The organism is Acidimicrobiales bacterium (genome assembly GCA_025455885.1).
GTDB lineage: Bacteria > Actinomycetota > Acidimicrobiia > Acidimicrobiales > Acidimicrobilacustridaceae > Rhabdothermincola_A.
Genome location: JALOLR010000009.1, coordinates 22,093 through 49,092, shown reverse-complemented (window position 1 = coordinate 49,092; position 27,000 = coordinate 22,093). Strand labels below are relative to the sequence as shown.

General features: G+C 71.6%; 24 protein-coding genes and 1 tRNA gene. 14 read left to right on the top strand and 11 right to left on the bottom strand.

Annotated features, from left to right (window positions below):
* The first annotated feature begins 8 nt into the window (after positions 1–8).
* The 6 genes from lepA to hemW all read left to right on the top strand — a co-directional run bounded on the left by lepA (position 9) and on the right by hemW (position 6,464).
* The gene (gene lepA, locus MUE36_09420) at positions 9–1,793 is read left to right on the top strand and encodes a translation elongation factor 4 (protein MCU0311151.1); all 1,785 of its coding nucleotides are present in this window, start codon (positions 9–11) and stop codon (positions 1,791–1,793) included.
* A 119-nt stretch (positions 1,794–1,912) separates the two neighbouring features.
* On the top strand, positions 1,913–2,929 hold the full coding sequence (gene hrcA, locus MUE36_09415) for a heat-inducible transcriptional repressor HrcA (GenBank protein ID MCU0311150.1): 1,017 nt from the start codon (positions 1,913–1,915) through the stop codon (positions 2,927–2,929).
* Positions 2,930–2,932: 3 nt separating this feature from the next.
* A complete protein-coding gene (gene dnaJ / locus MUE36_09410) occupies positions 2,933–4,042 on the top strand; it encodes a molecular chaperone DnaJ (protein MCU0311149.1) in 1,110 nt (369 codons plus the stop codon).
* 38 nt (positions 4,043–4,080) lie between these two features.
* Positions 4,081–4,746, top strand: a complete 666-nt coding sequence (locus MUE36_09405; protein MCU0311148.1) for a 16S rRNA (uracil(1498)-N(3))-methyltransferase — start codon at positions 4,081–4,083, stop codon at positions 4,744–4,746.
* 108 nt (positions 4,747–4,854) lie between these two features.
* A complete protein-coding gene (locus MUE36_09400; protein ID MCU0311147.1) occupies positions 4,855–5,376 on the top strand; it encodes a transcriptional regulator in 522 nt (173 codons plus the stop codon).
* On the top strand, positions 5,376–6,464 hold the full coding sequence (gene hemW / locus MUE36_09395; GenBank protein ID MCU0311146.1) for a radical SAM family heme chaperone HemW: 1,089 nt from the start codon (positions 5,376–5,378) through the stop codon (positions 6,462–6,464). Before MUE36_09400 ends, hemW begins: the two co-directional genes overlap by 1 nt.
* A 3-nt stretch (positions 6,465–6,467) precedes the next feature.
* On the opposite strand, the gene MUE36_09390 is transcribed toward hemW, so the two are convergent.
* Both MUE36_09390 and MUE36_09385 read right to left on the bottom strand, forming a co-directional pair.
* Positions 6,468–7,334: a hypothetical protein gene (locus MUE36_09390; GenBank protein ID MCU0311145.1), complete on the bottom strand. Its 867-nt coding sequence runs from the start codon at positions 7,332–7,334 to the stop codon at positions 6,468–6,470.
* On the bottom strand, positions 7,331–8,749 hold the full coding sequence (locus MUE36_09385) for a hypothetical protein (GenBank protein MCU0311144.1): 1,419 nt from the start codon (positions 8,747–8,749) through the stop codon (positions 7,331–7,333). The genes MUE36_09390 and MUE36_09385 overlap by 4 nt, the downstream gene beginning before the upstream one ends.
* A 137-nt stretch (positions 8,750–8,886) precedes the next feature.
* Between MUE36_09385 and MUE36_09380 the strand changes: the two genes are divergently transcribed.
* The 3 genes from MUE36_09380 (at position 8,887) to MUE36_09370 (ending at position 10,110) form a co-directional block, all read left to right on the top strand.
* Positions 8,887–9,534, top strand: coding sequence for a J domain-containing protein (locus MUE36_09380; protein ID MCU0311143.1), 648 nt, complete (start codon positions 8,887–8,889; stop codon positions 9,532–9,534).
* A 64-nt stretch (positions 9,535–9,598) separates the two neighbouring features.
* On the top strand, positions 9,599–9,973 hold the full coding sequence (locus MUE36_09375; protein ID MCU0311142.1) for a VOC family protein: 375 nt from the start codon (positions 9,599–9,601) through the stop codon (positions 9,971–9,973).
* A gap of 63 nt (positions 9,974–10,036) precedes the next feature.
* Positions 10,037–10,110 (top strand) — tRNA-Val (locus tag MUE36_09370).
* Positions 10,111–10,392: 282 nt separating this feature from the next.
* On the opposite strand, the gene MUE36_09365 is transcribed toward MUE36_09370, so the two are convergent.
* Positions 10,393–12,390, bottom strand: a complete 1,998-nt coding sequence (locus MUE36_09365; GenBank protein MCU0311141.1) for a cation:proton antiporter — start codon at positions 12,388–12,390, stop codon at positions 10,393–10,395.
* 61 nt (positions 12,391–12,451) lie between these two features.
* Between MUE36_09365 and MUE36_09360 the strand changes: the two genes are divergently transcribed.
* Positions 12,452–14,134 carry a SulP family inorganic anion transporter gene (locus MUE36_09360; protein MCU0311140.1) on the top strand — a complete coding sequence of 561 codons (1,683 nt, stop codon included), beginning with the start codon at positions 12,452–12,454 and terminating at the stop codon, positions 14,132–14,134.
* A 2-nt stretch (positions 14,135–14,136) separates the two neighbouring features.
* A complete protein-coding gene (locus MUE36_09355; GenBank protein MCU0311139.1) occupies positions 14,137–15,057 on the top strand; it encodes a cation transporter in 921 nt (306 codons plus the stop codon).
* A gap of 47 nt (positions 15,058–15,104) precedes the next feature.
* On the opposite strand, the gene MUE36_09350 is transcribed toward MUE36_09355, so the two are convergent.
* From MUE36_09350 to MUE36_09340, 3 genes are all read right to left on the bottom strand, one after another.
* On the bottom strand, positions 15,105–15,830 hold the full coding sequence (locus MUE36_09350) for a hypothetical protein (GenBank protein MCU0311138.1): 726 nt from the start codon (positions 15,828–15,830) through the stop codon (positions 15,105–15,107).
* The gene (locus tag MUE36_09345; protein MCU0311137.1) at positions 15,823–17,067 is read right to left on the bottom strand and encodes a TetR family transcriptional regulator; all 1,245 of its coding nucleotides are present in this window, start codon (positions 17,065–17,067) and stop codon (positions 15,823–15,825) included. Before MUE36_09345 ends, MUE36_09350 begins: the two co-directional genes overlap by 8 nt.
* A gap of 118 nt (positions 17,068–17,185) precedes the next feature.
* The gene (locus MUE36_09340) at positions 17,186–18,046 is read right to left on the bottom strand and encodes a hypothetical protein (protein MCU0311136.1); all 861 of its coding nucleotides are present in this window, start codon (positions 18,044–18,046) and stop codon (positions 17,186–17,188) included.
* A gap of 378 nt (positions 18,047–18,424) precedes the next feature.
* On the opposite strand from MUE36_09340, the gene MUE36_09335 reads away from it, so the two are divergent.
* Entirely contained in the window at positions 18,425–20,365 is a 1,941-nt protein-coding gene (locus tag MUE36_09335) for an MBL fold metallo-hydrolase (protein MCU0311135.1), read from the top strand.
* Positions 20,366–21,444: 1,079 nt separating this feature from the next.
* Entirely contained in the window at positions 21,445–22,209 is a 765-nt protein-coding gene (locus MUE36_09330) for a class I SAM-dependent methyltransferase (GenBank protein ID MCU0311134.1), read from the top strand.
* Between the two features lie 28 nt (positions 22,210–22,237).
* Here MUE36_09330 and MUE36_09325 read toward each other — a convergent pair whose 3' ends face one another.
* Entirely contained in the window at positions 22,238–23,119 is an 882-nt protein-coding gene (locus MUE36_09325) for an alpha/beta hydrolase (GenBank protein MCU0311133.1), read from the bottom strand.
* Positions 23,120–23,234: 115 nt separating this feature from the next.
* Here MUE36_09325 and MUE36_09320 point away from each other — a divergent pair, with 115 nt between their 5' ends.
* Positions 23,235–23,771 carry a TetR/AcrR family transcriptional regulator gene (locus MUE36_09320; protein ID MCU0311132.1) on the top strand — a complete coding sequence of 179 codons (537 nt, stop codon included), beginning with the start codon at positions 23,235–23,237 and terminating at the stop codon, positions 23,769–23,771.
* Between the two features lie 18 nt (positions 23,772–23,789).
* Here the strand turns inward: MUE36_09320 and MUE36_09315 are convergent, their stop codons facing one another.
* From MUE36_09315 to MUE36_09300, 4 genes are all read right to left on the bottom strand, one after another.
* A complete protein-coding gene (locus tag MUE36_09315; protein ID MCU0311131.1) occupies positions 23,790–24,545 on the bottom strand; it encodes a sigma-70 family RNA polymerase sigma factor in 756 nt (251 codons plus the stop codon).
* An 88-nt stretch (positions 24,546–24,633) separates the two neighbouring features.
* Positions 24,634–24,849, bottom strand: a complete 216-nt coding sequence (locus MUE36_09310) for a DUF2892 domain-containing protein (GenBank protein MCU0311130.1) — start codon at positions 24,847–24,849, stop codon at positions 24,634–24,636.
* Positions 24,850–24,954: 105 nt separating this feature from the next.
* Complete coding sequence (locus MUE36_09305) at positions 24,955–25,650, bottom strand: DsbA family oxidoreductase (protein MCU0311129.1); 696 nt, start codon at positions 25,648–25,650, stop codon at positions 24,955–24,957.
* Between the two features lie 76 nt (positions 25,651–25,726).
* The gene (locus tag MUE36_09300) at positions 25,727–26,872 is read right to left on the bottom strand and encodes a hypothetical protein (protein MCU0311128.1); all 1,146 of its coding nucleotides are present in this window, start codon (positions 26,870–26,872) and stop codon (positions 25,727–25,729) included.
* Positions 26,873–27,000 lie beyond the last annotated feature (128 nt).

Here is a 27,000-nt window from a genome sequence, read left to right as displayed (position 1 = left end):
GATCCCCGTTGGCCACCCTCGAGCGCTACCGCAACGTCTGCATCATCGCCCACATCGACCACGGCAAGTCCACCCTGGCGGACCGCCTGCTCGAGCTGTGCGGCGCGGTCGACCCACGCGACATGCGGGCCCAGTACCTCGACTCGATGGACATCGAGCGAGAGCGGGGCATCACCATCAAGCTGCAGAGCGTGCGCCTCGAGCACCGGGACCACGTCGTCCACCTGATCGACACGCCCGGCCACGTCGACTTCGGCTACGAGGTGAGCCGCTCGCTGGCCGCCTGCGAAGGGGCGATCCTGCTCGTCGACGCCGCCCAGGGCATCGAGGCCCAGACGCTGGCCAACTGCTACCTGGCCCTCGAGCACGACCTCGAGATCGTCGCCGCCCTCAACAAGATCGACCTGCCCGCCGCCGACCCGGACCGCTACGCCGAGGAGATCGAGAAGGTCCTCGGCCTCCCCGCCGACGAGATCCTGCGCGTCAGCGCCAAGACCGGCGAGGGCGTCGAGGCCCTGCTCGATGCGGTCGTCGAGCGGGTCCCGCCCCCCGAGGGCGACCCGGACGCCGACCTGCAGGGCCTGATCTTCGACTCCCACTTCGACCAGTACCGCGGGGTCGTGTCGTCGGTGCGGGTCGTGAACGGGGTGCTGTCGACCGGCAGCCGGCTGCGCTTCGTGCAGGCCGGCGCGGTGCACGACGCCGACGAGGTGGGGGTGCGCACCCCCGACCCGACGCCCGTGGCGGGCCTCGGCGCGGGGGAGGTGGGCTACCTGATCGCGGGCATCAAGGACGTGGGCGAGGCCCGCTCCGGCGAGACCGTGACCACCCTGGCGTCACCGGCGCCGGCGCTCGAGGGCTACCAGGAGCCCAAGCCGATGGTCTTCTGCGGGCTCTACCCGATCGACGGTGACGAGTTCCCGGCCCTTCGCGAGGCGCTCGACAAGCTCCGGCTGAACGACTCGTCGTACACGTTCCAGCCCGAGAGCTCCGGTGCCCTCGGCTTCGGGTTCCGCTGCGGGTTCCTCGGGCTCCTGCACATGGAGATCGTCCGGGAGCGCCTCGAGCGCGAGTTCAACCTCTCGCTCATCGCCACCGCGCCGTCGGTGCAGTACATCGTGCACAAGGTCAACGGCGAGACGGTCACGATCGACAACCCCAGCGAGCTGCCGCCGGCGACCGAGGTCGACCACATCGAGGAGCCGTTCCTCACCACCACGATCCTCACCCCGACCACCTACACCGGTGCGCTCATGGAGCTGTGCCAGAACCGGCGGGGCGAGATGGTCAAGCTCGAGTACCTGTCCCCGGAGCGGATGGAGCTCGTCTACGAGACGCCGCTCGCCGAGGTGGTGACCGACTTCTTCGACCAGCTCAAGAGCCGCACCCAGGGCTACGCCAGCCTCGACTACGAGCCGTCGGGCTACCGGCGGTCGAACCTGGTGAAGGTCGACATCCTCCTCAACTCGGTGCCCGTCGACGCCTTCAGCATGATCGTGCACAAGGACAAGGCCTACGCCTACGGCCTGCGCATGACCGAGAAGCTCAAGGAGCTGATCCCCCGCCAGCTCTTCGACGTGCCCATCCAGGCGGCCATCGGCGGGCGCATCATCGCCCGCGAGACGGTGAAGGCCAAGCGAAAGGACGTCCTCGCGAAGTGCTACGGCGGCGACATCAGCCGCAAGCGCAAGCTGCTCGAGAAGCAGAAGGAGGGCAAGAAGCGCATGAAGAACATCGGGCGGGTCGAGGTGCCCCAGGAGGCCTTCGTGTCCGCGCTCCGCCTCGAGGACTGAGCGCGCGCCCCCGTCCGGGCTGGCACTCGCGCCCTGCGTCTGCTGGCCGGGTGGGTCGACCGGTACCATGCAGGGACGGCCGACCGCTCGGTCGCCGATCCTCCGAACCAGAGGACGCCATGCTCGACGATCGCAAGGCCACCGTCCTGCGGGCGGTGGTGACGGAGTACATCGAGACCGCCCAGCCGGTCGGTTCCGGGCACGTGGCCCGGTCGCCCGAGGTCGGCGTGTCCTCGGCCACGGTGCGCAACGACATGGCCGCCCTGGAGGCCGAGGGGTACCTCACCCAGCCCCACACGAGCGCCGGGCGGGTGCCCACCGAGAAGGGGTACCGCTTCTTCGTCGACCAGCTGGGCGGACCCGGTCGGCTCGGGTCGACCGAGGCCCAGCAGGTGCGGTCGTTCTTCTCCCGGACCCACGGTGAGCTCGAGGAGATGCTGTCCGACACCACCCGGCTGCTGTCCAAGCTGACCCAGTACGCGGCGGTGGTGGTGGGGCCGCCCCACGAGGTGGCCACCATCAAGTCGGTGCAGCTCGTGTCGTTGGCGCCCCGGGTCGTGCTCGCCGTCCTCGTGCTGTCCAACGGTGCCCTCGAGAAGCACACGATCGACCTCGACGGCGACGTCGACGAGCTGGTCGTCAACGCCGCCGGGGTGCGCCTCGGGTCGATCCTGGTCGGCCAGACGCTCGCCGCGGCGGCCTCGATCGACCTCGACGGACCGGAGCACGGGGACGCCGGTCCCGGGGTGGCCGACGTCGTGCACGCCGCGCTGGTCGAGCTGCGGGGCGAGCACCGTCACGACGACCAGGTGTTCATCGGCGGCACCGCCCAGATGGCCGCCGCCTTCGACGCCGTCGACACCGTGAGCGAGATCCTGCGCATCCTCGAGCAGCAGCTCGTGGTGGTCAGCCTCCTCGAGGACGTTCTCGACCGTGGACTCTCGGTGGCCATCGGCACCGAGACCGGCAACCAGGCGCTCTCCGACTGCTCCCTGGTCGTCGCCCCCTACCTGGTCGACGGCGAGACGGCGGGCTCCATCGGCGTGCTCGGACCCACCCGCATGCACTACGACCAGGCGTTGGCGGCGGTGGCCGTGGTCAGCAACCGCCTGGGCCGTCAGCTGAGCGAGGGCTGAGCGGTGGCCGACTACTACGAGCTGCTCGGCGTCACCCGCGACGCCGACCCCGACGAGATCAAGCGGTCCTACCGGCGCCTCGCCCGCCAGCTCCACCCCGACGCCAACCCCGGTGACGTCGAGGCGGAGGCCCGCTTCAAGCAGATCGCCGTCGCGTACGAGACGCTCTCCGACCCCGACCGGCGCCGCCAGTACGACAGGTTCGGCGAGGCCGGCCCGGGGGGCTCTCCCTTCGGCGGCGGCGGGGGTCTGGGGGACATCTTCGACATGTTCTTCACCGGCGGCAGCCCGTTCGGTGGCGGCGCGGCGAGCGGCCCGTCCGGGCCACCTCGCGGATCGGACCTCGAGGTCGTCGTCGACCTCGAGTTCGCCGACGCCGTGTTCGGCGTCGAGGCGCCGGTCACCGTCCGCACGGCGGTCCCGTGCGACGACTGCGAAGCCACCGGGGCGGCGCCGGGCACCGGCGTCGAGACCTGCAGCGAGTGCGACGGGGCCGGCCAGGTGCGTCGAGTGCGCCAGTCGATCCTCGGCCAGATGGTCACCGCCGGTCCGTGCCCGCGGTGCTCGGGCATGGGATCGGTCGTCCCCACACCCTGCCCGCGCTGTCGGGGCGAGGGACGGGTCGTCGAGGAGCGCACGCTCACCGTCGACGTCCCCGCCGGTGTCGACAGCGGGGCCACCCTGCGCCTCAGCGGTCGCGGTGCCGTCGGGCCCCGGGGCGGCGGGGTCGGCGACCTCTACGTGCACGTACGGGTCGCACCTCACGAGGTGTTCACCCGCCACGGCGACGACCTCCTCCTCGACCTGTACGTGCCGATGACCCAGGCGGCGCTCGGGGCCCGGCTCACGTTCGACACCCTCGACGGCGAGGAAGACCTCGACCTCGTCGCCGGCACCCAGACCGGACGCACGGTCCGGTACCGGGGCAAGGGCGTCCCACACCTCCAGGGGAGGGGCCGGGGCGACCTGATCGTGCAGATCGTGGTCGAGACGCCCACGGACCTCAGCGATGAGGAGGTCGCGCTGCTCCAACAGCTCGCCGAGCTGCGCGGCCACGAGGTCGCCCCGCCCGAGGGCGGGGTCTTCACCCGGCTCAAGTCGGCGTTCAAGTAGCCGTGCCGCTGCACCGCCCGGGGGGAGCGGCGCCGCACGTGATCGTGGCCGATGTCGAGCACCCGGAGCTCGACGCCGACGACCGTCACCACCTCGAACGGGTGCGGCGGGTGCGTGACGGCGATCCGGTGAGCGTGACCGACGGCGCCGGCCGGTGGCGGTGGTGCCGGTTCGGATCCTTGCTCGCCGTGGACGGCGAGGTCGTCGCCGATCCGGTTCCCCAGCCCTCTCTGGCCGTGGCCTTCGCGCTGGTGAAGGGAGCTCGGCCCGACCTCGTCGTGCAGAAGCTCACCGAGCTCGGGGTCGACCGCATCGTGCCCTTCGTCGCCGACCGATCCGTCGTGCGCTGGGACGACGCCAAGGGCGCCCGCCAGGCCGAGCGGCTGGCCCGGATCGCTCGGGAGGCGGCCATGCAGAGCCGTCGCACGTGGTTGGCGGAGGTCGAGCCGGTGACGACGTTCGACGAGGTCATCGCCCGTCCCGACGCGGTGGCCGCCGACCCGGGCGGGCCGCCGCCTCGGCCGGGCTCCGCCCTCGTGCTCGTGGGCCCCGAGGGGGGGTGGTCGCCCGAGGAGCGGAGTCGGCTCCCGGCGAGGGTGGGCTTCGCGCCCACCGTGTTGCGGGCCGAGACCGCCGCCATCGCCGCCGGTGCCGTGTTCGCGGCGCTGCGGGAGGGGCTGGTGGCCGGCACCGGTGAGCCGTGAAATCCTCACGAAACCACCCTCCGTGGTGATTCTTGGGCCACAATGGGTGGCTGGGCCCCGGGCGTGCGTGCCCGGGCGAGCCTGCAGAGGCGCGAAGGAGTCCTTTCGATGAGCGAGTCGGCGACGGGGGAGATGACCACCACCTACAGTCGCAAGGTGGGCGACCGCCTCCGGGCGATCCGTCGGCAGAAGCGTCTGAGCCTCCAGGAGGTCGAGGCGAACTCCGAGCTGGAGTTCAAGGCGTCGGTCCTCGGCGCCTACGAGCGCGGTGAGCGGGCCATCTCCGTTCCGAGGCTCCAGCGCCTGGCCCGCTTCTACAGCGTCCCCGTCGACCAGCTCCTGCCTGCCGACGAGAGCCCCGGGTTCCCCGACGCCGCGCCGGCCGCCGCCGGGATGTTCGACGACCGCTCGTTCACCATCGACCTGCGTCGCCTCGAGGACCTGAGCGGGCCCGAGGCCGACATGCTCAACCGCTACCTCACGATGATCCAGGTGCAGCGCCAGGACTTCAACGGCCGGGTGCTCACGATCCGCAAGGACGACCTGCGGGCCATCGCCTGCATCCTCGGTGTCGGCCCCGATCTGGCCGGCGACCGGCTCGACGACCTGGGTCTCGGGCACAACGGTTGATGTCGGCGTCGCCCGACGCCCGTCCGTTCGGCGCCTACGTCCACATCCCGTTCTGTGCGGCCCGGTGCGACTACTGCGCCTTCGCCACCTGGACCGACCGCCACCACCTGACCGAGCCGTACCTGCGGGCGCTGACCACCGACATCGCCCGGCACCGTGACGACGGGCGCCTCGGCGAGGTGTCGTCGATCTTCGTCGGGGGTGGCACTCCGTCGATGGTGCCCGCGGCCGGGCTGACGGCCGTGCTGGCCGAGATCCCCCGCCGCCCCGGTGCGGAGGTGACCGTGGAGTGCAACCCCGACACGGTCGACGAGGCGCTCCTCGCGACCTATGTCGAGGGTGGGGTGAACCGCGTCTCGTTCGGGGTGCAGTCGATGGTCCCGGAGGTCCTCGCCGCGCTGGGCCGCACCCATGACCCGGCCAACGTGGAGCGCAGCGTGGCCGCGGCCCGGGCGGTGGGCATCACCAACGTCAACCTCGACGTCATCTACGGCGGCGCGGGCGAGACGCTCGAGCAGTGGGCTCGCACCCTCGATGCCGTCGTGGCCCTCGACCCGCCTCACGTGAGCGCCTACGGCCTCACCGTCGAGCCCGGCACGCCGCTGGCCGACGACGTCGAACGCCATCCCGACGACGACGACCAGGCCGACAAGTACCTCCTCGCCACCGAGGTGCTCGGGGGGGCCGGCCTCGAGTGGTACGAGATCTCGAACTGGGCGAAGCCGGGGCACCGCTGCCGGCACAACGAGCTCTACTGGGACCAGGGCGACTACCTGGGTTTCGGCTGCGCCGCCCACTCCCATCTCGCCGGGCGGCGGTGGTGGAACGTGCGCACCCCGGATCGCTACATCGACGCGGTCGAGGCGGGGGCACCCACGGAAGCGGCGGCGGAGGAGCTCGAACCGCGGCGCCGGCGCGTCGAGGCGCTCCAGCTGGCGCTGCGCACCACCGCCGGCGTCCCGGTCGACGCGCTCGCGGTCGAGGACCGCGAGCTGCTCGACGGTCTCGTCGAGGAGTCGGGCGGGCGGCTGCGCCTCACCGTCCCGGGTCGCCTGTTGGCCAACGAGGTGGCCGTCCGCCTGCGTTGACGTTCAGCCCGGTCCGGGATGCGTCGTGGGTGGGAGGGTCATGACCTGCCCGGCGACGACGAGGTCGGGGTCGTCGGGCACGAGCAGGCGATCGCGGTTGGCCTGGTGCAGGACCGCCAGATAGCCGGCGGTCTCGGCGTCGGTGGGGGCGGTGCCGTGGCGGCGGGCCAGCGTGGCCTCGGCGACGTGCCACAGGTGGTCGCCGCGGCGGATCTCCCAGGTCTCGCCGGCCGCCGGGGCGGGCGACGGAGGCGGGGCCGACGCGGGACTCGCGGGCGTCGGCGCAGCGGGGGCCGGTGCAGTGGGGGCCGGGTCGAGGCTCACGATCCGGGCCCGGTCGGCGGTCGGGACGGGCTCTCGTGCACCGTTGGGCCCCTCGACGGCGACGAGGAAGGCGGTCTCGACGCGGGCGGGCGGCGTCGGGGCGGTGACGGCGCCGGCTGCGCCGGGCGCCAGCGTCGCCGCAGCCAGGGTCACGCCGGCCACCCCGTGCACCAGACGCCGCACCACGGGGAGGCACAGGCGGTCGACCAGGCGGCGCAGCCAACGGATCCTCCGGAGCCGGCTGAGGTGGACGAGCAGGGACGCCGTGCCGGTCATCGCGATCCAGGCCGCCGCCGCCAGGCCGGCGAGGCGGACGAGCGCGAAGGCGGCCACCACCGGATCGGTGGTGCCGAGCCACTCGGCCACGCCCCGTTCGTCGAGCGTGGTCGGCGGGGGCAGCGCGTTCCCGCTCCACCACAGCAGTGCGGTGACCGCTCCGAGGCCGACGATCGCCGCCACGAGGGTCAGCCCGGCGATGCGGCGCGCGACGGGAGGAGCGGCCGGGTGGGTGGGGAGCGGGGCGCGGGCCGTGGGCGGGCGGGTCACCGGAGCTCCTCCGGTCCGAGCACCGCCGCCGGTTCGGGACCCCGCTCGATGACGAGGGTCGCGCACCCGTCGGCGTCGGCCGGACCGGGGGCGAGCGCCGTCCCGTCCGGGAACGCCGTGACCGCCGCGGTGTCGAGGCGGTCACCGACCTCGGGCCAGGCGTCGAACACGAACAGCGAACCCGTCGACGGCCGGTAGGCGGCGGCGAGCTGACGGCCGTCGCAGCGCCAGTCGCCGACGAGCACGAGGTCGCCGGGGTCGCCGACCGCGAAGCGGCGGCCGTCCCGCTCCACGGTGACCGCCTCGCCCGGGACGACCGCCACGACGGGCGCCGTGGTGGGGGTGGTGCTCGATGTGCTCGGGACCGTCGGCCCGGTGGTGCCGGTCTCGGCGCGGGGTGCCGCCGCCGGCGAGGGGGCGGCGACGGTGGTGTCCGGTGTCGCCCCCGGCTGCGGGGTCGGGTCGCCGGTGGCGGCGGACATGCCGACGAACCCGAGCACGGCGAGGCCCACGGCAGTGACCCCGGCGCCCCACCACTGGCGACGGCGGTGGACACGGTCGGGGTCGTCCGCGGGGCGCAGCCTCTCGAGCTCGTCCCAGAAGCCGGTCTCGTCGTCGTGCTCCGCCCGACTCGGGGCGGCGCCGTCGCCCGGTGGGGGGTCGATCGTCGGTCCCCCCGTCGGTTCGGCGAGGAGGCTGACGAGCGGGTCGAGGTCGCCGTGGGCGGCGGGGGTGGTCGACGCCGCCGGGGCCTCGGGTCGGGGGGGACCGCCGGTGGCCAGGCGGGCGTCGGGGGCGGCCTTGTGCACCGCGTCGGTGAAGGCCCGCAGCCCGGGCCGCCCGGCCGGGTCGTCGACCGTGGCGTGGCGGGCGACGGCGAGCAGGGCCCGTTCCGGCACGCTGCGCCGCCGGCGGAGGCGGGGCACGGGCGGTGCGTCCGCCGCAGGGTCCTCGTCGGCCGGAGCGAGCAGCGTGGCGAGCAACGCCCCCAGGCCGGCGACGTCGGTGGAGGGCCGGGGCGGGTCGGCGGCGTCGAGGCGCCGGGCTTCGCCGAAGCCGCACAGCACCGGTCGGCCGTAGGGGTCGAGCAGGACGTGGGTGGGGTCGAGGTTGCCGTGCACCACGCCGGCGGCGTGCAGGTCGGCGATGGTCGCCGCCACCGCCAGCACCATCCCGGCGGCCCGGGGTGGGTCGAGGGGACGAGGCAGGTCGGCCACGGTGCGGGCGCCCACCCAGCGGGTGCGGACCGTGGCGTCGTCGTCCTCCCCGTCGACCAGCTCGACCACGCCGGGGTGGTGGACGCCGCGGAGGAGGCCGACTTCCCTCCGGGTCCGGTCGGGGTCGTCGGGGGGCGGCGACTTCACCGCCATCAGCCGACCGTCGTCGTCGTGCACCACCCTGACCCGGTGTCCCATGCCGGCATCCTCCCGGACGGTGTGTCTGGAATCAAGTGAAAAGTAATGAAAAGTACGAAAAACATCCCTGGGGCCCCGGTGGCGGCTCCGGCGGGCCCACCTACGCTGGGGGCGGGCCGCGAGGGAGATGGCGTCGAGTGGGCACGCACTACGAGGTGCTGGGGGTCTCGCCGGGGGCCTCGACGGACGACATCCGCCAGGCCTATGTCCGGCTGGCCAAGGCCAACCACCCGGACCGCCGCCAGGCCGACGACCCGCTGCGTCGAGCGCGCGCCGACACCACCATCAAGGCGGCCAACGCGGCCTGGAACGTGTTGCGCGACCCGGCGCGGCGTGCCGAGTACGACCGGATGCTGGCCCGCGGCGCGACGGTTCCCGGCCCGGTGCAGGGCGAGGCGGCGGGTCCGCCGCGGCGCCCGCCGGACTGGGAGCCGTCGGGGATCGTCGTGGCGGAGGCCCATGCGCCGTTCTTCCGGTTCCTCCCGGTGGTGGTGATCGCCGCGGTGCTCATCGGCATCCTGGTGGTGAGCGCCTACGCCACCCAACAGGACGACGCCGGCCCGACGCCGTCGCCGCCCACCACCCAGCCCACGTTCCCGGTCGGGTCGTGCCTGCTCGTGGCGGCGCTCGACACCGGGCCCCAGCCGGTGAAGGTGAGCTGCGGCACCGGGAACTCGGCGGTGGTCTCCTCGATCGTGGCCACGCCCCGACCGTGCCCGCCCGACACCCGGCCGCTGCCGCTCGACGACAACCGCACGACCCTGTGCCTGAAGAGCTCCCGCTGAACCCGACGCCGGGGTCGCGCCAGGAGGGATGCGACGACCGCCGGGCCGGTCCTACCCTGGGCTGATGCTGCGCGTCACCGGACTCGACCACGTGGTGCTCAACGTGGCCGATGCCCGGCGGGCGCTGGCCTGGTGGGAGGGGTTGCTCGGCGCGGAGCCGGTCCGCCTCGCCGAGTGGGAGGCCGGCGAGGCGCCGTTCCTGTCGGTCCGCCTCGACGACACCACGATCATCGACCTCTTGGAGACCGAGCGCAGCGGGGTGAACGCCGACCACGTGTGCGTCGTCGTCGAGGGCGCCGATCTGGCCGAGGTGGCGGCCTCGGGGGCGTTCGACGTGGTCGTCGGGCCCCGGCGCCTCTTCGGCGCCCGAGGGTGGGGGACGGGGGTCTACGTGCGTGACCCGGACGGCAACGTGGTGGAGCTGCGCACCTACCCGTGACGGGCGCGACCGCCCGGCACCGGTTGGGCGGCTCCGAGGGCCTGCGGTATCGTGCCGGACCCCGGGCGTATAGCTCAGCTGGTTAGAGCGCTGCCTTCACACGGCAGAGGTCACAGGTTCGAGTCCTGTTACGCCCACGAACGTTGTGGAAAACGCAACGATTCGCCGCATCACCCCTGGTCAGAGGCAGGGTTTGAAAGATGCGACGAAGGTTCCTCGGGCGAGACCTGCTACGAACATGGGAGTCATACCTGCCCCGTGAGTCGGTGACATCTGATCTGTGGTGCCGGAAGGCACCGCTGGAAGGATGTCCACCATGCCCAAGCCCTATCCCCGTGAGTTCCGCGAGGACGTGATCCGGGTGGCTCGTAGGCACGTTGGAGAGAGGTCCTGCTTCGCTCCTCCCGGGCTGGGGGCTGTCAGGTGGCGAACGAGCGGCCGACGGCGAGGTTCAGGGGACTCGTGGCCGGTCCCGACGACGCTTCCGGGTTCTGGTTGACCGCGAGCACCGATCGGCCGGATTGGTAGACGCGGATCGCGTCGTTGCGGATGGCGCGGTCGTGGATCGGTACGACGACGACGTCGCCGGGGCGGGTCACTGCCGCCGCCCAGGTCTCGAGGTCCTCGTCTGCCTCCCGATGGTCCGCGGTCGGAGGGATCGTGAGACCGGCGTCCTCGAGTGCTGATGGGGGGACCGGGCCGATGACGAGCGGCTCGTCCCTGCGGCGACACAGTGCGGACGCCACCTCGAGCGCGAGCGCCATCGTGGGCCGGTTGCCGGGCACGAGGTCCTGGTGCGTGCCGTACACCACGATGCGCTCGCCGCCGCTGCGGGGGTGGAGTCCGGCGATCACGACGGGGACCGACGTGGCGGTGATGATCTCACCGAACGTCGCGCCGATCATCCGGGCACGGAGGTCGCCGGGTCCGGGCCACTGGAGGAGCAGGAGGGAGGCGTCATGTTCGATGGCCGCCTGGTGCAATGCGCCGGCGACCGACCGGTCCACCCGAAGCAGGGTCTCCTCGTCGCCTCCGAGCTCGCGCAGTGCCTGGTCGGCTTGGGCCTGCATGGCGCGCCCGGCACGGAGGTCGTCTCTGGTCGCAGAGGCCACCGGGACCAGCGGTTGGACGATGCCGCCGGCGGGGTCGGCCAGGTCACGACCGAGCCGGAGCATCTCGGGGAGCCCGTCGAGGTTGCCGAGGACGGGTACGAGCACCATCTCGCCGGCGCGGCGGCGGTCGTCGTCGGGAGGTGGGACGCGGGGGGCGAATCGGTTGGTGGTGACGGAGGTGATGATCAGGCTCACGGCCACGACGACCATGACGGCGTTGACCACGTCGGCGCCGTAGAGGCCGATCTCGTACCCGATCACGGTGGCGGCAAGGGTCGCTGCGGCTTGGGCGACTGACATGGAGAACAGCAGTCCCACCTCGGCTCGCGCCAGACGGAAGGTCAGTCCGGTGAGCCAGGCGGCGATGGCCTTGCCGACGACGAGCGCGGCGGTGAAGGCGATGGCCAGTCGCATGGTCGACCAGACGAACATGACCTCTGGGTCGAAGAGCAGCCCGACCGAGATCAGGAAGGTGGGGATGAACAGGGCGTTCCCGAAGAAGTCGGTCACGGCCATGAGCGGACTTGCGTTCGGCACGAGGCGGTTGAGCCCGACCCCGACGAAGAAGGCGCCGATGAGCGGCTCGACACCGACGAGCTCGGCGACCATGGCCGACGAGGTGAGCGAGATGAACACCAGCATGTAGCGCAGGGTGCGCTCCTGGCCGAGACCGGTGAAGAACCAGCGGGCGACAGCTGGGACCACGACGAAGCAGTAGATGCCGAGGACGACGAACCCGGCGGCGATCTGGAGCACCAGCTGGGCGCCGCCGGCGTCGCCGGTCTCGGCGCCCACGATGAGGGCGAGCACGACGAGCGAGACGGCGTCGGTGATCGCGCTGGCACCCACGATCGCCGCGACGGCGCGAGTCCTCGACAGGCCGTACCGGGCAACTGTGGGATAGGCGATCAGGGTGAACGACGCCCAGAACGATCCGATGAGCAGCGCCGGGCGCGGGTCGATGCCGAGGAGCAGCGCCACGCCGGTGCCGAGCGCCATCGGGACGACGGACGTGAGTGCGCCGAACCCGGCGGAGATCTTGCGGAAGCGGGCGAAGGTCTCGAGGTCGAGCTGCAACCCGGCGAGGAAGATGAGGTAGAGCACGCCGATGCTCCCGACGGCGCGCAGGCCGGTGAACTGCGGGAGCAGATCGAGCACGTTCGGGCCGATCAGGGCGCCGAAGGTGAGCAGCCCGAGCACGGCTGGCAGGCGGAGTCGCTCGAAGATGATCGGTGCGGCCACGATGATCAGCCCGACCACGGTGAAGCCGAACGCCGGACTCATCTGCACTTCGGACCAGTTCATCGGCCAGATCCTCCAGGTGTAGACATATGGTAACGAGCGGAGCTGTGGAGGTCCGGTGACGATGAGGTCGAGTCGCGTCGCAGCGATCGGTCGCAGGCTGCGCCGCGACGGCGTGGCCGGTCTCGTCCTCGGTGTGCAGAGCGTGCCCGATGGCCTGGCGACGGGGCTGCTCGCCGGGGTGAGCCCGTTGGCCGGCCTCTACGCCTACGTGGTCGGCACCCTCGCCGGGGCAGCGGCGACCTCGTCGACGTTCATGGTCGTGCAGGGCACCGGAGCGATGGCCATGGTCGTCGCCGACGTTCCTGCAGTGCACGACAGCACCGACCCCGAGCGGGCGCTGTTCACGCTGTCGATCCTCACGGGCGCAGTGATGCTGGCCGCCGGGCTCCTCAAGCTGGGTTCGGTGCTGCGCTTCGTGTCCAACGCCGTCATGGTCGGCTTCATCAACGCCGTCGGCGTGAACATCGTGCTCGGCCAGCTCGCCAACCTGACCGGGTTCGCCGCCGACGGAGCCAATCGGGTGGTCCGGGCGCTCAACACCGTCTTGTCGCCGGGCGAGCTCGACTGGCGGAGCGTGGCCGTCGGCCTCGGCACCATCCTGCTGATCATCGCTCTGGAACGCACATCGATCGGGGCGTTGGGCCTGGTGGTCGGGGTGATCGCCACCTCGGCCGCCGCTGCGACGCTGGGTTGGTCGGGCGTCGCCACGCTGTCCGATCTCGGTGTCGACCTCGACGGGTTGCCCACACCGACGTGGCCCCTGGTCGGCGCGGTGCCGGCACTGCTGGTGCCGGCGGCGTCGCTGGCGTTCGTCGGGCTGGTGCAGGGTGCTGGGATCTCGGCGAACTTCGTGAACCCCGATGGCCGCTACCCGGACGCGTCCCGGGACTTCGTCGGGCAGGGCGTCGCCAACGTGGCGTCGGGGGTGATGCAGGGCATGCCGGTCGGCGGGTCGGTGTCGGCGTCGGCCATCAACAAGGCGGCCGGCGCCCGCAGCCGCTGGGCGCCGATCGTCGCGTCAGCGGTGATGGCGGTCGTGATCGTCGCGTTCGGTGACGCCGTCGGTTACCTGGCCATGCCTGCGCTGGCCGGCCTGCTGATCCTGATCGGCGTGCGCACCGTCAAGCCCGCCGACGTGCGCTCGGTGTGGAGGACCGGTGTCGTGCAGAAGGCGGTCCTGGTCGTCACGTTCGTGCTCACGATGGTGATCCCGCTGCAGTACGCGGTGATGGTCGGCGTCGGCCTGTCGGTCGTGCTGCACGTGGTGCGCCAATCCAACCAGGTGACGGTGGTGCGGCGGGTCCGAGACGCCGACGGCCACGTGATCGAGGTCGCACCACCAGCTGAGCTGCCCGCCGGCGAAGTCGTGGTGCTGCAGCCCTACGGCAGCCTGTTCTTCGCCGCCGCCCCGGTGTTCGAGAACGCCCTGCCGACGGTAGCGTCGACCTCACGTGGCACGGTCGTCGTCCTCCGGCTGCGGGGGCGGTCGGACCTCGGGACCACGTTCATGGACGTCGTGCGCCGCTACGCCATCGCCGTCAGAGAGGTCGGGTCACGACTCCTCGTCGTCTCGACCAACGAGCGGATCGAAGAGCAGCTGGCCGCCACCGGCGTGCTCGATGTCGTCGGACCCGAGGCCCTCTACCGGGGCGACGAGCGGGTTGGCGCCGCCCTGCAAGCCGCCGAGATGGACGCCGCCGCCTGGGTCGAGCAACACCGCCCGGCCGACGACGAGGGGACCTGACGGTGCCAGCTCAGGCCGACGAAGCCAGGAACGAGCGGCGGGCGCTGACGGCGTCGATGGTCGGTGCCGGGGTGTTCGCAGCCATCGGCATCGTGTTGGGCATCGTGTCTGGCTCGCAGGTGATCCTGTTCGACGGCGCCTTCTCCCTCCTCGGCGTCGGGCTGGCGTGGATGGCGCTGCTCGCGTCACGCGCCGGCCGCAGCGGTCCCACACCCGGCTACCCGTACGGACGCGAGGGCGTCGTTCCGCTGGTGATCGGGATCGAGGGTGTCGCCCTGCTGGCCACCTGCGCCTACGCCGCCTTCGAGGCGCTCTCCACGATCCTCTCCGGCGGTGGCGAGGTGGTCGGCGGATGGGGGCTCGTCTACGCCGCCATCTCCTTCGTCGCCCCGCTCGGCATGGCCGCCTGGCTCACTCGGACGTCGTCGTCGGAGCTGGTCGACGCCGAGGCGACCCAGTGGCGGGCAGGCGGTGCGTTCGGCGCCGGGATGCTCGCCGCCTTCGTCGGGGCGCAGCTGCTGGCGGACTCGTCGCGGTCGGACCTGGCCGGCTACGTCGATCCCGGCCTCGTGCTGGTGGCGGCGTGCGTGTTCGTCGTGCCGCCGCTGCGCATGGTGCGCACGATGTTGCGCGAGCTGCTCGAGGCGGCACCCGACGACGCCGTGCAGGAACGGGTGCAGTCGGCCATCGAGGCCGTGTCGGTGGCCCATGGCCTCGACTCGCCGACCGTGCGGATGACCAAGGTCGGCACCAAGCTCTACGTCGACGCCGAGTACGTCACCGAGCCCGACCGGACGGTCGGTGAGACCGATGACGTCCGCCGGTCCGTCGCCAGGGCACTCACCGATCTCGGCCTCGACGCGTGGCTGACCGTCGAGTTCTCCGCCGATCCCTCGTGGGACGACCCGCCGGCGGTGCGCTGACGTGGGGTCGCAGAGGTGCTTGCGCTGTGGCCCGATCGGTGGTTCGGTCAGGTAGGTGAGTTCGGTCGGGTCGTCGCGGCGTCGAGCTCGAAGGGATGGGCGGGGCGGCGGACCAGGAGCACGACGCTGACGAGGGCGATCCAGGCGGGGACGATGTAGACGGTTGGCGTGTCGACGGTGACGTTGACAAGTTCGTACACGCCGACGGCGTAGGTGAGCAGCACGAGCCACCGCGGCAGCGCCTCGGTGGCTCGTGCCAGGCTGGCGGTGGAGAACATGACCAGCGTCGCCACCCGGGGGAGCACCACCGTGAGCACGCCCGCAGCGGTCGACCGCAGCAGCGACACCGCGCCAGGGTCCGGCGACTTGTCCGCCACCGCCACTTGGACGGCCGGTGCCGCCAGCAGCGCGCCGCCGAGGAAGAGCAGCGCGGCCAACAGGATGCTGGAACCGAGGAACACCGTGCCGAACAGCTTGGGTTCGCTGTCGCCGATTCGACCACGAACGACCCCGACGAACCACAGGAACGCGATGGTGGAGAACACGAGGACCTGCAGCCACACGAGCGCAGCGGTGGCGTTGGCCCGCTCGGCGTAGAAGTTAGCGATTTCGGCGTCGGTGGCCGAGATGCCTGGCGCAGCGAGCAGTCCTCTCAGCGACACCGACCAGCCGACCGCACAGATGATGCCCGCCACGGCCGCCGCCTGGATCGAGGCGAACCGGCGGCGCCATGGGCTGGGCGCCAGGAGCGGCGGGTTGCCGGGGTCAGCCATCCCCGCGGACCGGCGCAGTCTGCATCGCCAGCGGTTCGGCGACGAGGAGGCGGGCGAGGTCGGAGACAGCGCTCTCGATGCCGCCTCGCAGCCCGAGGGCGGGCCCAACCGCTTCGCCCCACACGGCGGATCCGAGCACGAGGCTGGCAGCCGAGGCGACGGCGACCCTGGGATCGGACAGGTCGCCCGGCCCCGCGCCGGTGGGCACATCGTCGAAGTCGTCGATGAGGCGGCGCAGGATCGGGAACCGTCGACGGACGGTGCGGATGTCGACGTCGTCGACGAGGGTCCGGGCGATCAGGCGGGGAGCGGGGGAGCGGTGGTGCACCATCCAGCTCACCGCGTCGAAGTCGAAGCCCTCGTCCGCCAGCGCGGCGGGGAACAGACCGCTGCTGCTCTCCTCGATCGCCACCGCCAGCAGCGCGTCCTTGGAGCCGAAGTGGCGGTAGATCAGACCTTGGTTGACGTTCGCATGGTGGGCGATGCCGCGCACCGACACCGAAGCCGGGCCACGTGCCGCGAAGAGCTCGATGGCCGATGCCAGGAGGGCGTCACGACCTGATGCTGGACGGTCGTCGTCCTCCGTGTCGGCGGCCGTCACCGACGGCAGCGGCGACAGATCGCGCGACTCGAGGCGCGGCTCGTGGCTGCCGCCGACCTGCAGCATTCGATCCACCGAGAGTGCGACCGCGCGGTCGCGTCGCTTAGGCGAGAGCGCACCCAGTCCGGTGGCGGCAACCACGAAGCCCTCGAAGGTGACGAAACCGAGCATCACGCAGGTCGCCGCGTAGGCGGCGATTCGTCGGCGCCGCTCTGGCATCGCCGTGCTCGCACGCCCCTGGCGGTTCGCGTGAGCCTGCAGCCAACCGAGGTGCAGGCACGCCGGGAAGCCCGTCGCCGGGAGATCACCCAAGGCGCTGCGGATCAGGAGCTGGCTGCTGGCCCGATGGGTGCGGGCGGCGTGCAGGAGTTCGGCCACCGGCTGGTCCGACGTCGTGGTGATCCTGTCGACTCCGCCATCGACGACGGCAGCCATGCGGGCCGCGACGGCGTCAACGAGCCCGTCCTTGGTGCCGTAGTGGCGCACGACCAACGCGTGGGTGTAGCCGGCGGCCTCGCCGATGGCCCGCAACGAGGCGCCGTCGGGCCCGAAGCGGGCGAACAGCCCGTAGGCCGCATCGAGGATGGCCGCCTGGCTGTCGGTCCGCTCTTGGACCCCCGGAATTGTCGCAACCACGGTCTTCCACTGTAGGCAGTTGGAAACGCGACAGCTTCGTCACCGAGCGGAGCGTCGTGCGCGAACTGCCACGAGCGGGAGACCCGGTGTCCGACCACGCGCACGAGGCTGGGCAGGTTCAAGCCCCCTGCGAATCCGTGGGCGCGGCCGGTCGGTTTCGTCGCCCGAACAGGCTCGCAGCAAGGATCAGCGCGACGAGGCCGACGAGGGCGGCGACGATGACGAACGTCAGCGTGTCGGGCGTGTCGCTGAAGTTCTGGGCGGCGACGACGAGCGCGGCGGACAGGTTCCGCTGGGCGGTTCCGAGCCCGCTGAGTGACCTGGCAGCGGGCTCGGTGCCACCGGCGAGGAAGCCGGCCACGAGCGCGCCGATGAGGAAGGCTGCGATGGCGGCCAGTCCGCCGGTGCCGAACAGGTCGACGACGTTGCTCCACTTCGCGGCGATGCCCACCACGACGAGGACGGCAATGGCGATGGTGGATGTACGCGCCGCGATCGGTTGGCACTTCTCCGAGATTCGTCCGGCTCTGGCCTTGACGAGGAGGCCGACGGCGAGCGGGAGGAGCATCAGGAGCAACAGCGACGAAGCGATGTCCCACGGGTGGAGGGTCACCTCGGGAAGCAGCATCGGGAGCACCACAGGCATGTAGAGCACGGTCGCTGTCATGAGCAGGACCATGAGGCCGACCGCCCGGGCCGCGTCGGCGCCGGCGAGCTCCGCCAGCTTGGGCAGGAACGGGGCACCAGCAGCGGTTGCGATGAGCAAGAGCCCGGCGTAGAGGGGGTCGTCGAGGTCGAGCACCGCTTGGATGCCAACGGCGATGAGCGGCACGGCGACGAAGTTGACCCCGAGGGCGGTGAACACGAAGCGCGGGCTCCGGAGAGGTCCCAAGATCGCGGTCAGGGTCAGGCTGAGGCCCATGGCGAGCATCGACGAGACCACGAAGACCAACGTTGCGATGTTGATGAGCGTGTCCACGTCTGCCCTTCGTCAGGTGAGCCGCGCCGCGACGGCGATTCAAGCGACTTCGACGATGGAGCGGTGTCGTCGACGACCGTCACGGACACTCCCGCGAAGCCGATGCCGGACCGTCGCCGGGTCAGCTCGTTCGAGTGCCGGACAGCTGCGGGAGGCCATCGTTGAGCGCCGGTAGGCCGCATCGAAGATGGCGGCATCGCTGTCGCTCCGCTGCTGTGCTCTCGGAGTTGACGTGACCACAATCCCCTAGTGTAGACAGTTGGAAACACAGGCAGCGTTCACCAAGCGGAGCGTCGTGCGCGAACCGCTGGAGCGGGAGGTCCGATGTCCGATCACGCACACTTCCACCCACTGGGACGACCAGCCTCCTCCTATACGGTGGCGGCCCACGAGACGGCACACGCCGCCCTTCCCTTCGACGACGAACGGGACTTCGAGGAGGCTCGGCGGGGCTTCCTGGCTGCACCGAGCGAACGCCGGATCGTGGCCGACGACGGCAGGGCCGTGTGGGACATCGGTGCCTACGACTTCCTGCTCGACGGGCAGCCGCTCGAGAGCATCCACCCGTCGCTGCAGCGCCAGGCCGTGCTCAACATGGAGTACGGGCTCTACGAGGTGTTGCCCGATCGCATCTACCAGGTGCGCGGCTTCGACCTGGCCAACATCACGTTCGTCCGGGGCGACACGGGTTGGATCGTGTTCGACCCGTTGACGATGACCGAGACCGCGGCCGCTGCCCTGGCGCTTGTCACCGAGCACCTCGGGGAGCGCCCGGTCGTCGCCGTCGTGTACTCGCACTCCCACGCCGACCACTGGGGTGGGGTGCGGGGCGTGATCGACTCGGCCGACGTGGCCGCCGGGACGGTCCAGGTGATCGCCCCGATCGGGTTCCTCGAACACGCTGTGGCCGAGAACGTGTACGCCGGCAACGCCATGAACCGGCGGATGGTGTACCAGTACGGGACCCTCCTCGCCCGCAGCCCGTTCGGTCACGTCGACCAGGCGATCGGCAAGGGCGTGGCCAACGGGACCGCCGGCCTGATCGCTCCGACGGTGCACATCGCGGACGACATCGAGGAGCTGACCGTCGATGGCGTGCGGATGGTGTTCCAGAACACCCCCGGCACCGAGGCGCCGGCCGAGATGAACACCTACTTCCCCGAGTGGAAGGCGTTCTGGGCAGCCGAGAACATCGTGGCCACGGTCCACAACATCTACACCTTGCGCGGCGCGCTCGTGCGTGACGCCCTCGAGTGGTCCCGCCAGATCAACAAGGCGCTCTACCTCTTCGGCAAGGAGGCGGAGGTGATGTTCGCCTCGCACTCGTGGCCGCGCTGGGGCAACGAACGGATCCAGGAGGTGATGCGCACCCAGCGCGACGCTTACGCCCACCTCAACAACGCGGTGCTGCACCTCGCGAACCAGGGCGTCACCATCAACGAGATCCACAACGTGTACCAGCCACCGGGGAGCCTGCAGCAGCAGTGGGCGGCCCGCAGCTACCACGGCTCGGTCGAGCACAACACCCGCGCCGTGATCAACCGCTGGCTCGGCTACTGGGACGGCAACCCCGCCACCCTGCTCCCGCTGTCTCCGAGCGACTCGGCCCCGCTGTACGTCGAGATGATGGGCGGCGCGAAGCCGATCCTGGCTCGGGGCCGTGAGCTGGTCGACGAGGGCGAGTACCTGCTCGCCGTCGAGATCCTCAACAAGCTCGTCTACGCCGAGCCCGACAACGCCGACGCGCGCCAGCTGCTGGCCGACGCCTTCGAGCAGATCGGCTACCAGCGGGAGAGCCCCAGCGTCCGCAACAGCTTCCTGGCCGCCGCGTTCGAGCTGCGCTCAGGCCTACCCGAGGGTTCGGTCCCCAAGGCCTCGGGCCCCGACGTCATCCGCGCCGTCAGCACCGGGCAGTTCCTCGACCTGCTCGGGATCCGGCTCGACCCCGTGCGAGCCGAGAGCGCGTCGTTCACGATCAACCTGATCACCCCCGACAACGGCGAGCGGTTCGTCGTCGAGCTGACCAACGGCACCCTCACCAACCTCGAAGGCTTCCTCGCGGAGGACGCCGACCTCACGATCACGATCAACCGCTCCGACATCGAGCAGGCGATGATCGGTACGAGGCCCCTGCAGGAGCAGCTCACTGATGGCACCGCCCAGGTCGAGGGCGACCCCGGCGTCCTCCTCACCCTCGCTGGCATGCTCGTGCACTTCACCCCGACCTTCGAGATCATGCCCGGTACCCGACGCCCCGATGTGCCCGTCGACGACGACCCCTTCACCCAGGAGGCCTTGGCCGACAGCGCCGGAGGCTGAATCGCAAGTCGTCGCGGACTGAGGTCTTCTACCGAATCGTCTGCGGGGAGGGACGGCAGGGTTTGCCGTCGGGTTCGCATACCACCATCGCTGGACACTTGCAGCTGCGGGCAGCAACAACTAGATCCACCCCAGGTCGGACCGGCCCGGGACGACCGAGGCCTCGACCGCCTCGCTACTTCCACCACCTCACGGGACGCCAACGACACATCTGTCGATGACCTCAGCCCGAGTCGACGGCGCCTCGCAGACACCGAGCAGCACAGCGTCCTGCACTTGGCGTCTTCAGGTCAGCGGCTCCGTCAGGGACGGAAGCTCAGGAACCCTTTGGGGAAGGGGTGCTCGCCTGGTTGGGTCGGGGCACCCAGCCTCGGCGGGGACGGATCGGTACGCCGGCGCGCCGGAACTCTCGGGCGAGGGTGCCTGCGTCGATGGCGTACTGGGCCCCAACGACCTTGAGCGACTCGCCCGCCTCGTAGCGTTGGCCGCCTGGTGAACAGAGCGATCGGTCATCTTGCGCGCTTGGCGGCCGGGGAACGCCTCGGCGATCGAGGTGATGGAGGATGGTCGTCCGGTGGACCTCGAATCGACTCGCGAGTGCGTCGATCGTCGTCCCCTCCGTGTGGGCGACCACGATGGCATCCACTGCGGTCTCGGACAGGCGTCGCTGGACAAGGTTTGAAAGCCGTCCCCTTTGCTCTGGAACCGCGCCCGGCGCGCCCGGCGCAGCCCCGTCTCGCGTCCGATCGACGGCCGTCCGCGGGCGCCTCGGGCCCACTGACCCCTGTCCTGCAAGGGTTCCCGCGATCTCGGGAGGGTTTGAAAGCCGTCCCCGAAGGTCGCCATCGACAGGGTTCGGGACGCTGCCGGCGAGGTTCGCAGAACCGGTCGGCATCGAGGAGGGGCGGCCGTCCGACCCGGACGAGCGGATGCGGGCCCTGCGGGTCGAGGACATCGGGATCGCTGACGTGACCGCCAGGACCCGACGTCGACGCCGGTCGGCTCGTCGGCGTCCGTGCAGGCCCGGACCGCGGAGACGAGAACCGATCGCCGGGCGGCGTCGTTCGTAGGCTGGCGCGGTGGACCTCGACGACCCTCACGCCCTGCAGCGCTTCCTCGAGGTGTACGGCACCCTTCCCCGTGCCGGGCCGGGTGGGGACGAGCACACCACCAGGGCGCTGGCGCTGGTGCCCGGGCCGACCCCCCGATCCGTCCTGGACCTCGGGTGTGGGCCCGGTGCGCAGACCGTCTGCCTCGCTCGATCCCTCCCGGAGGCGGAGATCCTCGCTCTGGACCTGCTCGTCGACATGGTCGACGAGGCCAACCGCCGCCTCGTCGACGCAGGCCTCGAGGGCCGGGCCCACGCCGAGGTGGGCGACATGGCCCGACCGCCGGTGGTGCCGGGTGGCCAGGACCTGATCTGGTGCGAGGGCGCCATCTACAACCTGGGCGTCACCGAGGCGCTGCGAGGGTGGCGGCCGCTGCTCGCCCCCGGCGGGACGGTGGCCTTCACCGAACCGGTCTGGCTCACCGAGGCGCCCCCGGACGAGATCCGGGACTGGTGGTCGTCGGAGTATCCGGCCATGACCGACGACACCGGGATCAGGTCCCGGATCGACGAGGCCGGCTACCGCAGCGTCGCCATGTTCACGCTGCCCCCCTCGGCCTGGTGGGACGAGTACTACGAGCCGATGCAGGGACGCGTCGACGCGCTGCGGGCCCGCGCCCCCGACGACGCGGCCGCCGCTGAGGTGGTCCGCTCCGCCGCGACCGAGATCGACGCCTTCCGGCGCTTCGGCGACCACTACTCCTACGCCTTCTACGTCGTCCGACCGCTTCGCTGACGGCCTCCGGCTCGGGGCGGCGATGAGGTCAGCCGGGCGCGGTCAGCACGGGCAGCAGCGCCTCGGCCACCTCGGCGGGGCGCTCCTCGTGGGCGAACAACCCGGCCCCCTCGATCACCCGGAGGTGGGTATCGGGGAACGCGGCGACCATCTCCTCGGCCCAGGCCAACGGGAAGAACGGGTCCCGGTCGCCCCAGACGAGCTGGACGGGGACCTCGAGACGGCGGTGCACCCCTGCGAGCTCCCCGACGAGGCGGACATCGAAGCTGCGCAGGAGCGCGACTGCCGCTCGTCGGCGGGCCGGGTCGTCGTGGAGGGGTTGCAGGAAGAACTCGTCGAACTCGCCGTCGAGCAGGGATGCATCGGCGAACGCGTCCCCGAGCACGAAACGGTGGCGGCGCAGTCGCCGCCGACCGACCACCCATCCCAGCCCGCCGCCGACTCCGGGAACCCTGCGCACGGCGAGGAACGACCGGAACCTCCAGCTCAACCCGTGGGGCTGCTCGGTGTTCACGAGCCCCATGGCCCGTAGGCGAGGGTCGCCGGCCACCGCATGTCGGGCGATGAGACCGCCGCTGTCGTGGCCGACCACGGCGACGTCGTCCGTCTCGAGCAGATCGAGGATCCGACGGACCGACGCGATGTGCTGGTCGACGGTCAACGGGGTGTTCGCGTCGAAGCGGCTCGAACCGGCACCGGGGAGGTCGATCACGTGGCAGGTCACATGATCGACCAGGTGGGGCAGGAGCTTCCGGAAGGTCGCCCCGCTGGCGGGCCAGCCGTGGACGAACAACACGTCGGGCCCGCTGCCGACGCAGCGGTGGGCGACCTCGCCGGCGCCGACGTCGAGGTGGCGGTCGGGCGGTCGGCGGAAGAGGTCGGCGGCGGTGGCGGTGGTGAGAGGTGGCACCCGTTCTCCGGTCTCGAAGGGTCGAGCAGGGGAGCGGTGGTGCGGCGGCCCGGGTGCCCGACGGTTTGTAGTGGTCACTACGGACCCTATTTGTAGTGATCGCTACAATCAAGCCATGGGCCCGAAGCACTCGAGCGAAGAGATCCTCGCCGGCGCCGTCGAGGTCGCCTTCGCCGAGGGTCTGAGCCAGATCACCTTCGGCCGGGTCGCCGGGCACCTCGGCATCAGCGACCGAACCGTCGTCTACTACTTCGCCACCAAGGACGACCTGCTCACCGAAGTGCTGCTCTCACTCGGGGCCCGTCTCCAGAGCGCGCTGGGCGAGGCCTTCACCGGTCCTGCGGACGGCCACCTCGACCTCGCCCGTGCGGCGTGGCCGGTGTTGGCCCGATCGAGCGTCGACCCCGTGTTCGCCCTCTTCTTCGAGGCCACGGGGTTGGCCGCGGCGGGTCGGGAGCCCCATCGGACCCTCGTGCCCCAACTCGTCGAGGCCTGGATCGACTGGCTCACCACCCTCTTCGAGGGCCGACCGGCGCGTCGCCGGACCGAGGCGACCGCCACGATCGCCCTCCTCGACGGCCTGTTGCTCCTGCGCCAGACGGTCGGACCCGAGGCCGCCGAGCGGGCCGCATCCGCCCTCGGCGTGCGCTGACGGACACCGGCGAGGCGCCTAGGCCGGCGAGGCGATCGCGGCCCGGGCGCGGGCCTCGATCTCGGGGTTGATGACCGAGTCGGGGTCGCGCAGCTGCCCGAGCTCGTCGCTCACCCCGACCAACGCGGCGTAGAGCGGTGGGCAGGTCGGACAGGTGGCGAGGTGGGTCTCGATCATGGACCTGGTGTCCGTGTCGAGCTCGCCGTTGAGGTAGTCGCTCACGTGGCGTCGGGCATCCCAGCACGGCATGGGCACTCCTTCGAGGGCGAGTCGGCGCTCGTGTCCGGTAGCGAGGGCGCTGACGAGGGCCATGCGCCCTCGCCGCAGTCGTTGCTTGGCGGCGGGGAGCGACACCCCCGAGATCTCGGCGATGTCGCTGACCCGCAGCCCTTCCACGTCGTGGAGCACCACCGCCGACCGGTAGATGAAGGGCAGTCGGGCCAGGGCGTCGAGCAGCTCGGCGCGTGTTGCCGCTTGTTCGATGACGGCATCGGCGTCGACGGTGAAGGCGTCGTCGCGCCAGTCGTTCTCGACGGCGTCGACGAGGATCTCCCGGCTCGACCGGCGGGCCCTGTCGACGATCAGGTTGTGGGCGATGCGGATCAGCCAGTGCGACAGCTGCGCGTCGCGGCGGTACTGGTCGCGGCGTTCGAGGGCCCGCAGCACCGTCTCCTGCACGACGTCCTCGGCGAGACCGGGGTCACGGGTCACTCCGACGGCGTAGCGGTACAGCACGTCCAGGTGCTCGGGAAGCTCGTCGGGATCGAAGCTCATCGACCGCCTCCACGGGGGGTCGGGTCGGCGGGGGCCCCCTCGGCGGCCAGCGTAGGAGCCGACCGAGCCGGGCCCGTCCGCCGCTCCCTCATCGTGGGCTGGTGTGCTGTTCGGTCCGGTTGGTCCGGATGCCGAACACCGCGTACAGCGGGCAGAAGCCGATGATCCCGGTCAGGAGCGGCACGAGGGCCACCACCCCGACGATCACCCCGGCGGTCCCGCCGAGCACGCCGAAGCCGACGACCAACAGCACCATCCCGAGCACCACCCGGGCCACACGATCCCAACCAGCCTCGTTCGTCATGACGATCTCCCTCTCTCGTTCGGGCCTGTCGTTCAGGTCCGCACCGAGGAGACGAACGAACCCCGTCGAGGGATACACGAGCCGATCGGGACGGCCCCCGGGGGATCAGCAGGTCGGATCGTCGACCGCGCAGGCCTCGCCGTCCGGGGTGCCCGGGCCGACCGGGTCCAGACGGTCGCGGGCCTGGGTGAGTACGGCCACGAACGTGTCGACGTCCTGGGCGCCGGGGATCATGAACCGGTCCTCGATGACGAACGCCGGCACCCCGCTGATCTGGCGCTCGAGCGCGCCGTGCAGCTCCCCGGTGACCTCGGAGCGGAATCCGTCGCCGGCGAGCACCGACGTCGCGACTGCGGCGTCGAGCCCCGCCTCGCCGGCCAGGCCGGTGAGGGTCGCGTGGTCGGCGACGTTGGCGCCCTCGGTGAAGTAGGCCAGGAACAGCCGCTCGGCCAGCGCGCCCTGAGCAGGCGCCCCGCCCTGGTCCCAGGCCCAGGCCAGCAGGCGGTGGGCGTCGACGGTGTTGACCCGCAGGGCCCGGTCGAACCGGTAGTCGATGCCGTCGTCGGCGCCCAGCGCGGTGAGCCGGCTGGTCATCGACTCGAAGGCGCCCGGCCCGTACTTGCGCTCGAGTGCCTGGCGCAGGTCGCCGGGCTCGGGCCCGGCGGTGGGGTCGAGCTGGTAGGCCCGCCAGCGCACCTCCACCTCGTCGCCCCAGTCGAGCCGGGCGAGCGCGGTGTCGAGGCGGCGCTTGCCGAGGAAGCACCAGGGGCAGATCACGTCGGACCACACGTCGATGCGCATGGGCGGTGCAACGCTCACCGGGGCACGGACGTTCCCCGACCCGCGCCGCCCACCGAGGGTCGATGCGTCGGCCCGGTCACGGGGTGGCGCCGTAGGCGTCGTAGGTGTCGCCGGCCGCCTCGGCGGCTCGACGGGCGGTGTCGTACTGGTACTCGCTGATGCCTCCTCGTTCCCACGGCCCGACGCTGCCGGCGGCCACGGCGGTCGTCGACTTCGGGGTGATGTGGAACCGCTCACGGAGCTCGTCGACGGGGTGTGCGGCCAGCTCGAACCAGTCGATGGCCAGGAAGTCGACATCGGGCTCATCGTCGAGTCCGTGGCTCATCGCCCCGCGTCGCAACGCATCTGCGATCCGGTCGGCCATCCCGTCGCGGGAGAGCTGGCCGGGGAACGACTCGAAGAGCCCGGCCCCGGTGGCGAGGTACCCCGTCTCGAACAGGCTCACCACCATGGCGAGCAGCGAGAACCCCTTGGGGTCGTCGTTGGCGCGGGCGATGAACGCGAACACCTCGAGCTCGGCCTCGACCTTCGTGCCGTAGTCGGCCAGGACGTGGACCCAGTCGTGCTGGGCGAGCAGCGGGGGTGCGGAACCCGGTTGACCGGGGAAGGCGAAACCGCGGGCCCGGTAGAGCTCCCAGATGCGGCGCCCGAGGGTACCGGCGGGGAGCGACTCGAGCGCCGCCCACCGGGCCGCCAGGGCGGGGTCGTCGGACGACTGCTCCCAGGCATCGGCCAGTCCGGCGGCGTTCAGCTTCGTGGCCCGCTCCTCGCTCCATCCCGACGTGTACCCGTTTCGGTCGAAGTCGACGGCCGCCAACCCGAGCTGGCCGTCGGCGAAGCGTTGGGCGACGGCGAGCATGCCGTCGTCGACCGACATCGCCGTGGCGAACTCCTCCACCTGGGCGGCGACGGCCGGCGGGAGCGGGCGCAGCACCAGGGCCCCGAGGATCATCGTCTGCAGGATCCGGGTGCGGAACGCGGCGTTGCGGTCCGCCATCCCCTCGGCGAGCTCGGTGGCGGAGATCGGGGGGAGCGCGGCGGGGTCGATCCGGTGCCCGGTGAGCGCCTCGAACGCCGACTGGACGAGCAGCACCTGGAACTCGCTGTGACCCCCGGGGGGTCGCACGGCGCTCAGGACGCCGCGGGCCAGGAGGTCCACCTCCGCGGGGTCGGGGGGCCGGAGGTTCGTGGTGGCGGGGGAGGGGAGGGGGGTCGGCGTCATCGGTTCCTCGTCGGTCTGGTCGGGGTCACGTGGTCGAGGGGCGGGTCGTCGTCGGTCGTCGTCGTGAGCGGAGCCCGGACCGTCACCGCCGGAGGAGCGCGTCGGCGATGTCGAGCCCGTTGCCGCAG

Bases quoted from the DNA above. Each gene is read 5' to 3' on its own strand.
- hrcA (MCU0311150.1), top strand. From the start codon at position 1,913: ATGCTCGACGATCGCAAGGCCACCGTCCTGCGGGCGGTGGTGACGGAG.
- MUE36_09400 (MCU0311147.1), top strand. From the start codon at position 4,855: ATGAGCGAGTCGGCGACGGGGGAGATGACCACCACCTACAGTCGCAAG.
- hemW (MCU0311146.1), top strand. From the start codon at position 5,376: ATGTCGGCGTCGCCCGACGCCCGTCCGTTCGGCGCCTACGTCCACATC.
- MUE36_09385 (MCU0311144.1), bottom strand. From the start codon at position 8,749: ATGGGACACCGGGTCAGGGTGGTGCACGACGACGACGGTCGGCTGATG.
- MUE36_09375 (MCU0311142.1), top strand. From the start codon at position 9,599: ATGCTGCGCGTCACCGGACTCGACCACGTGGTGCTCAACGTGGCCGAT.
- MUE36_09365 (MCU0311141.1), bottom strand. From the start codon at position 12,390: ATGAACTGGTCCGAAGTGCAGATGAGTCCGGCGTTCGGCTTCACCGTG.
- MUE36_09360 (MCU0311140.1), top strand. From the start codon at position 12,452: ATGAGGTCGAGTCGCGTCGCAGCGATCGGTCGCAGGCTGCGCCGCGAC.
- MUE36_09350 (MCU0311138.1), bottom strand. From the start codon at position 15,830: ATGGCTGACCCCGGCAACCCGCCGCTCCTGGCGCCCAGCCCATGGCGC.
- MUE36_09320 (MCU0311132.1), top strand. From the start codon at position 23,235: ATGGGCCCGAAGCACTCGAGCGAAGAGATCCTCGCCGGCGCCGTCGAG.
- MUE36_09315 (MCU0311131.1), bottom strand. From the start codon at position 24,545: ATGAGCTTCGATCCCGACGAGCTTCCCGAGCACCTGGACGTGCTGTAC.
- MUE36_09310 (MCU0311130.1), bottom strand. From the start codon at position 24,849: ATGACGAACGAGGCTGGTTGGGATCGTGTGGCCCGGGTGGTGCTCGGG.
- MUE36_09305 (MCU0311129.1), bottom strand. From the start codon at position 25,650: ATGCGCATCGACGTGTGGTCCGACGTGATCTGCCCCTGGTGCTTCCTC.
- MUE36_09300 (MCU0311128.1), bottom strand. From the start codon at position 26,872: ATGACGCCGACCCCCCTCCCCTCCCCCGCCACCACGAACCTCCGGCCC.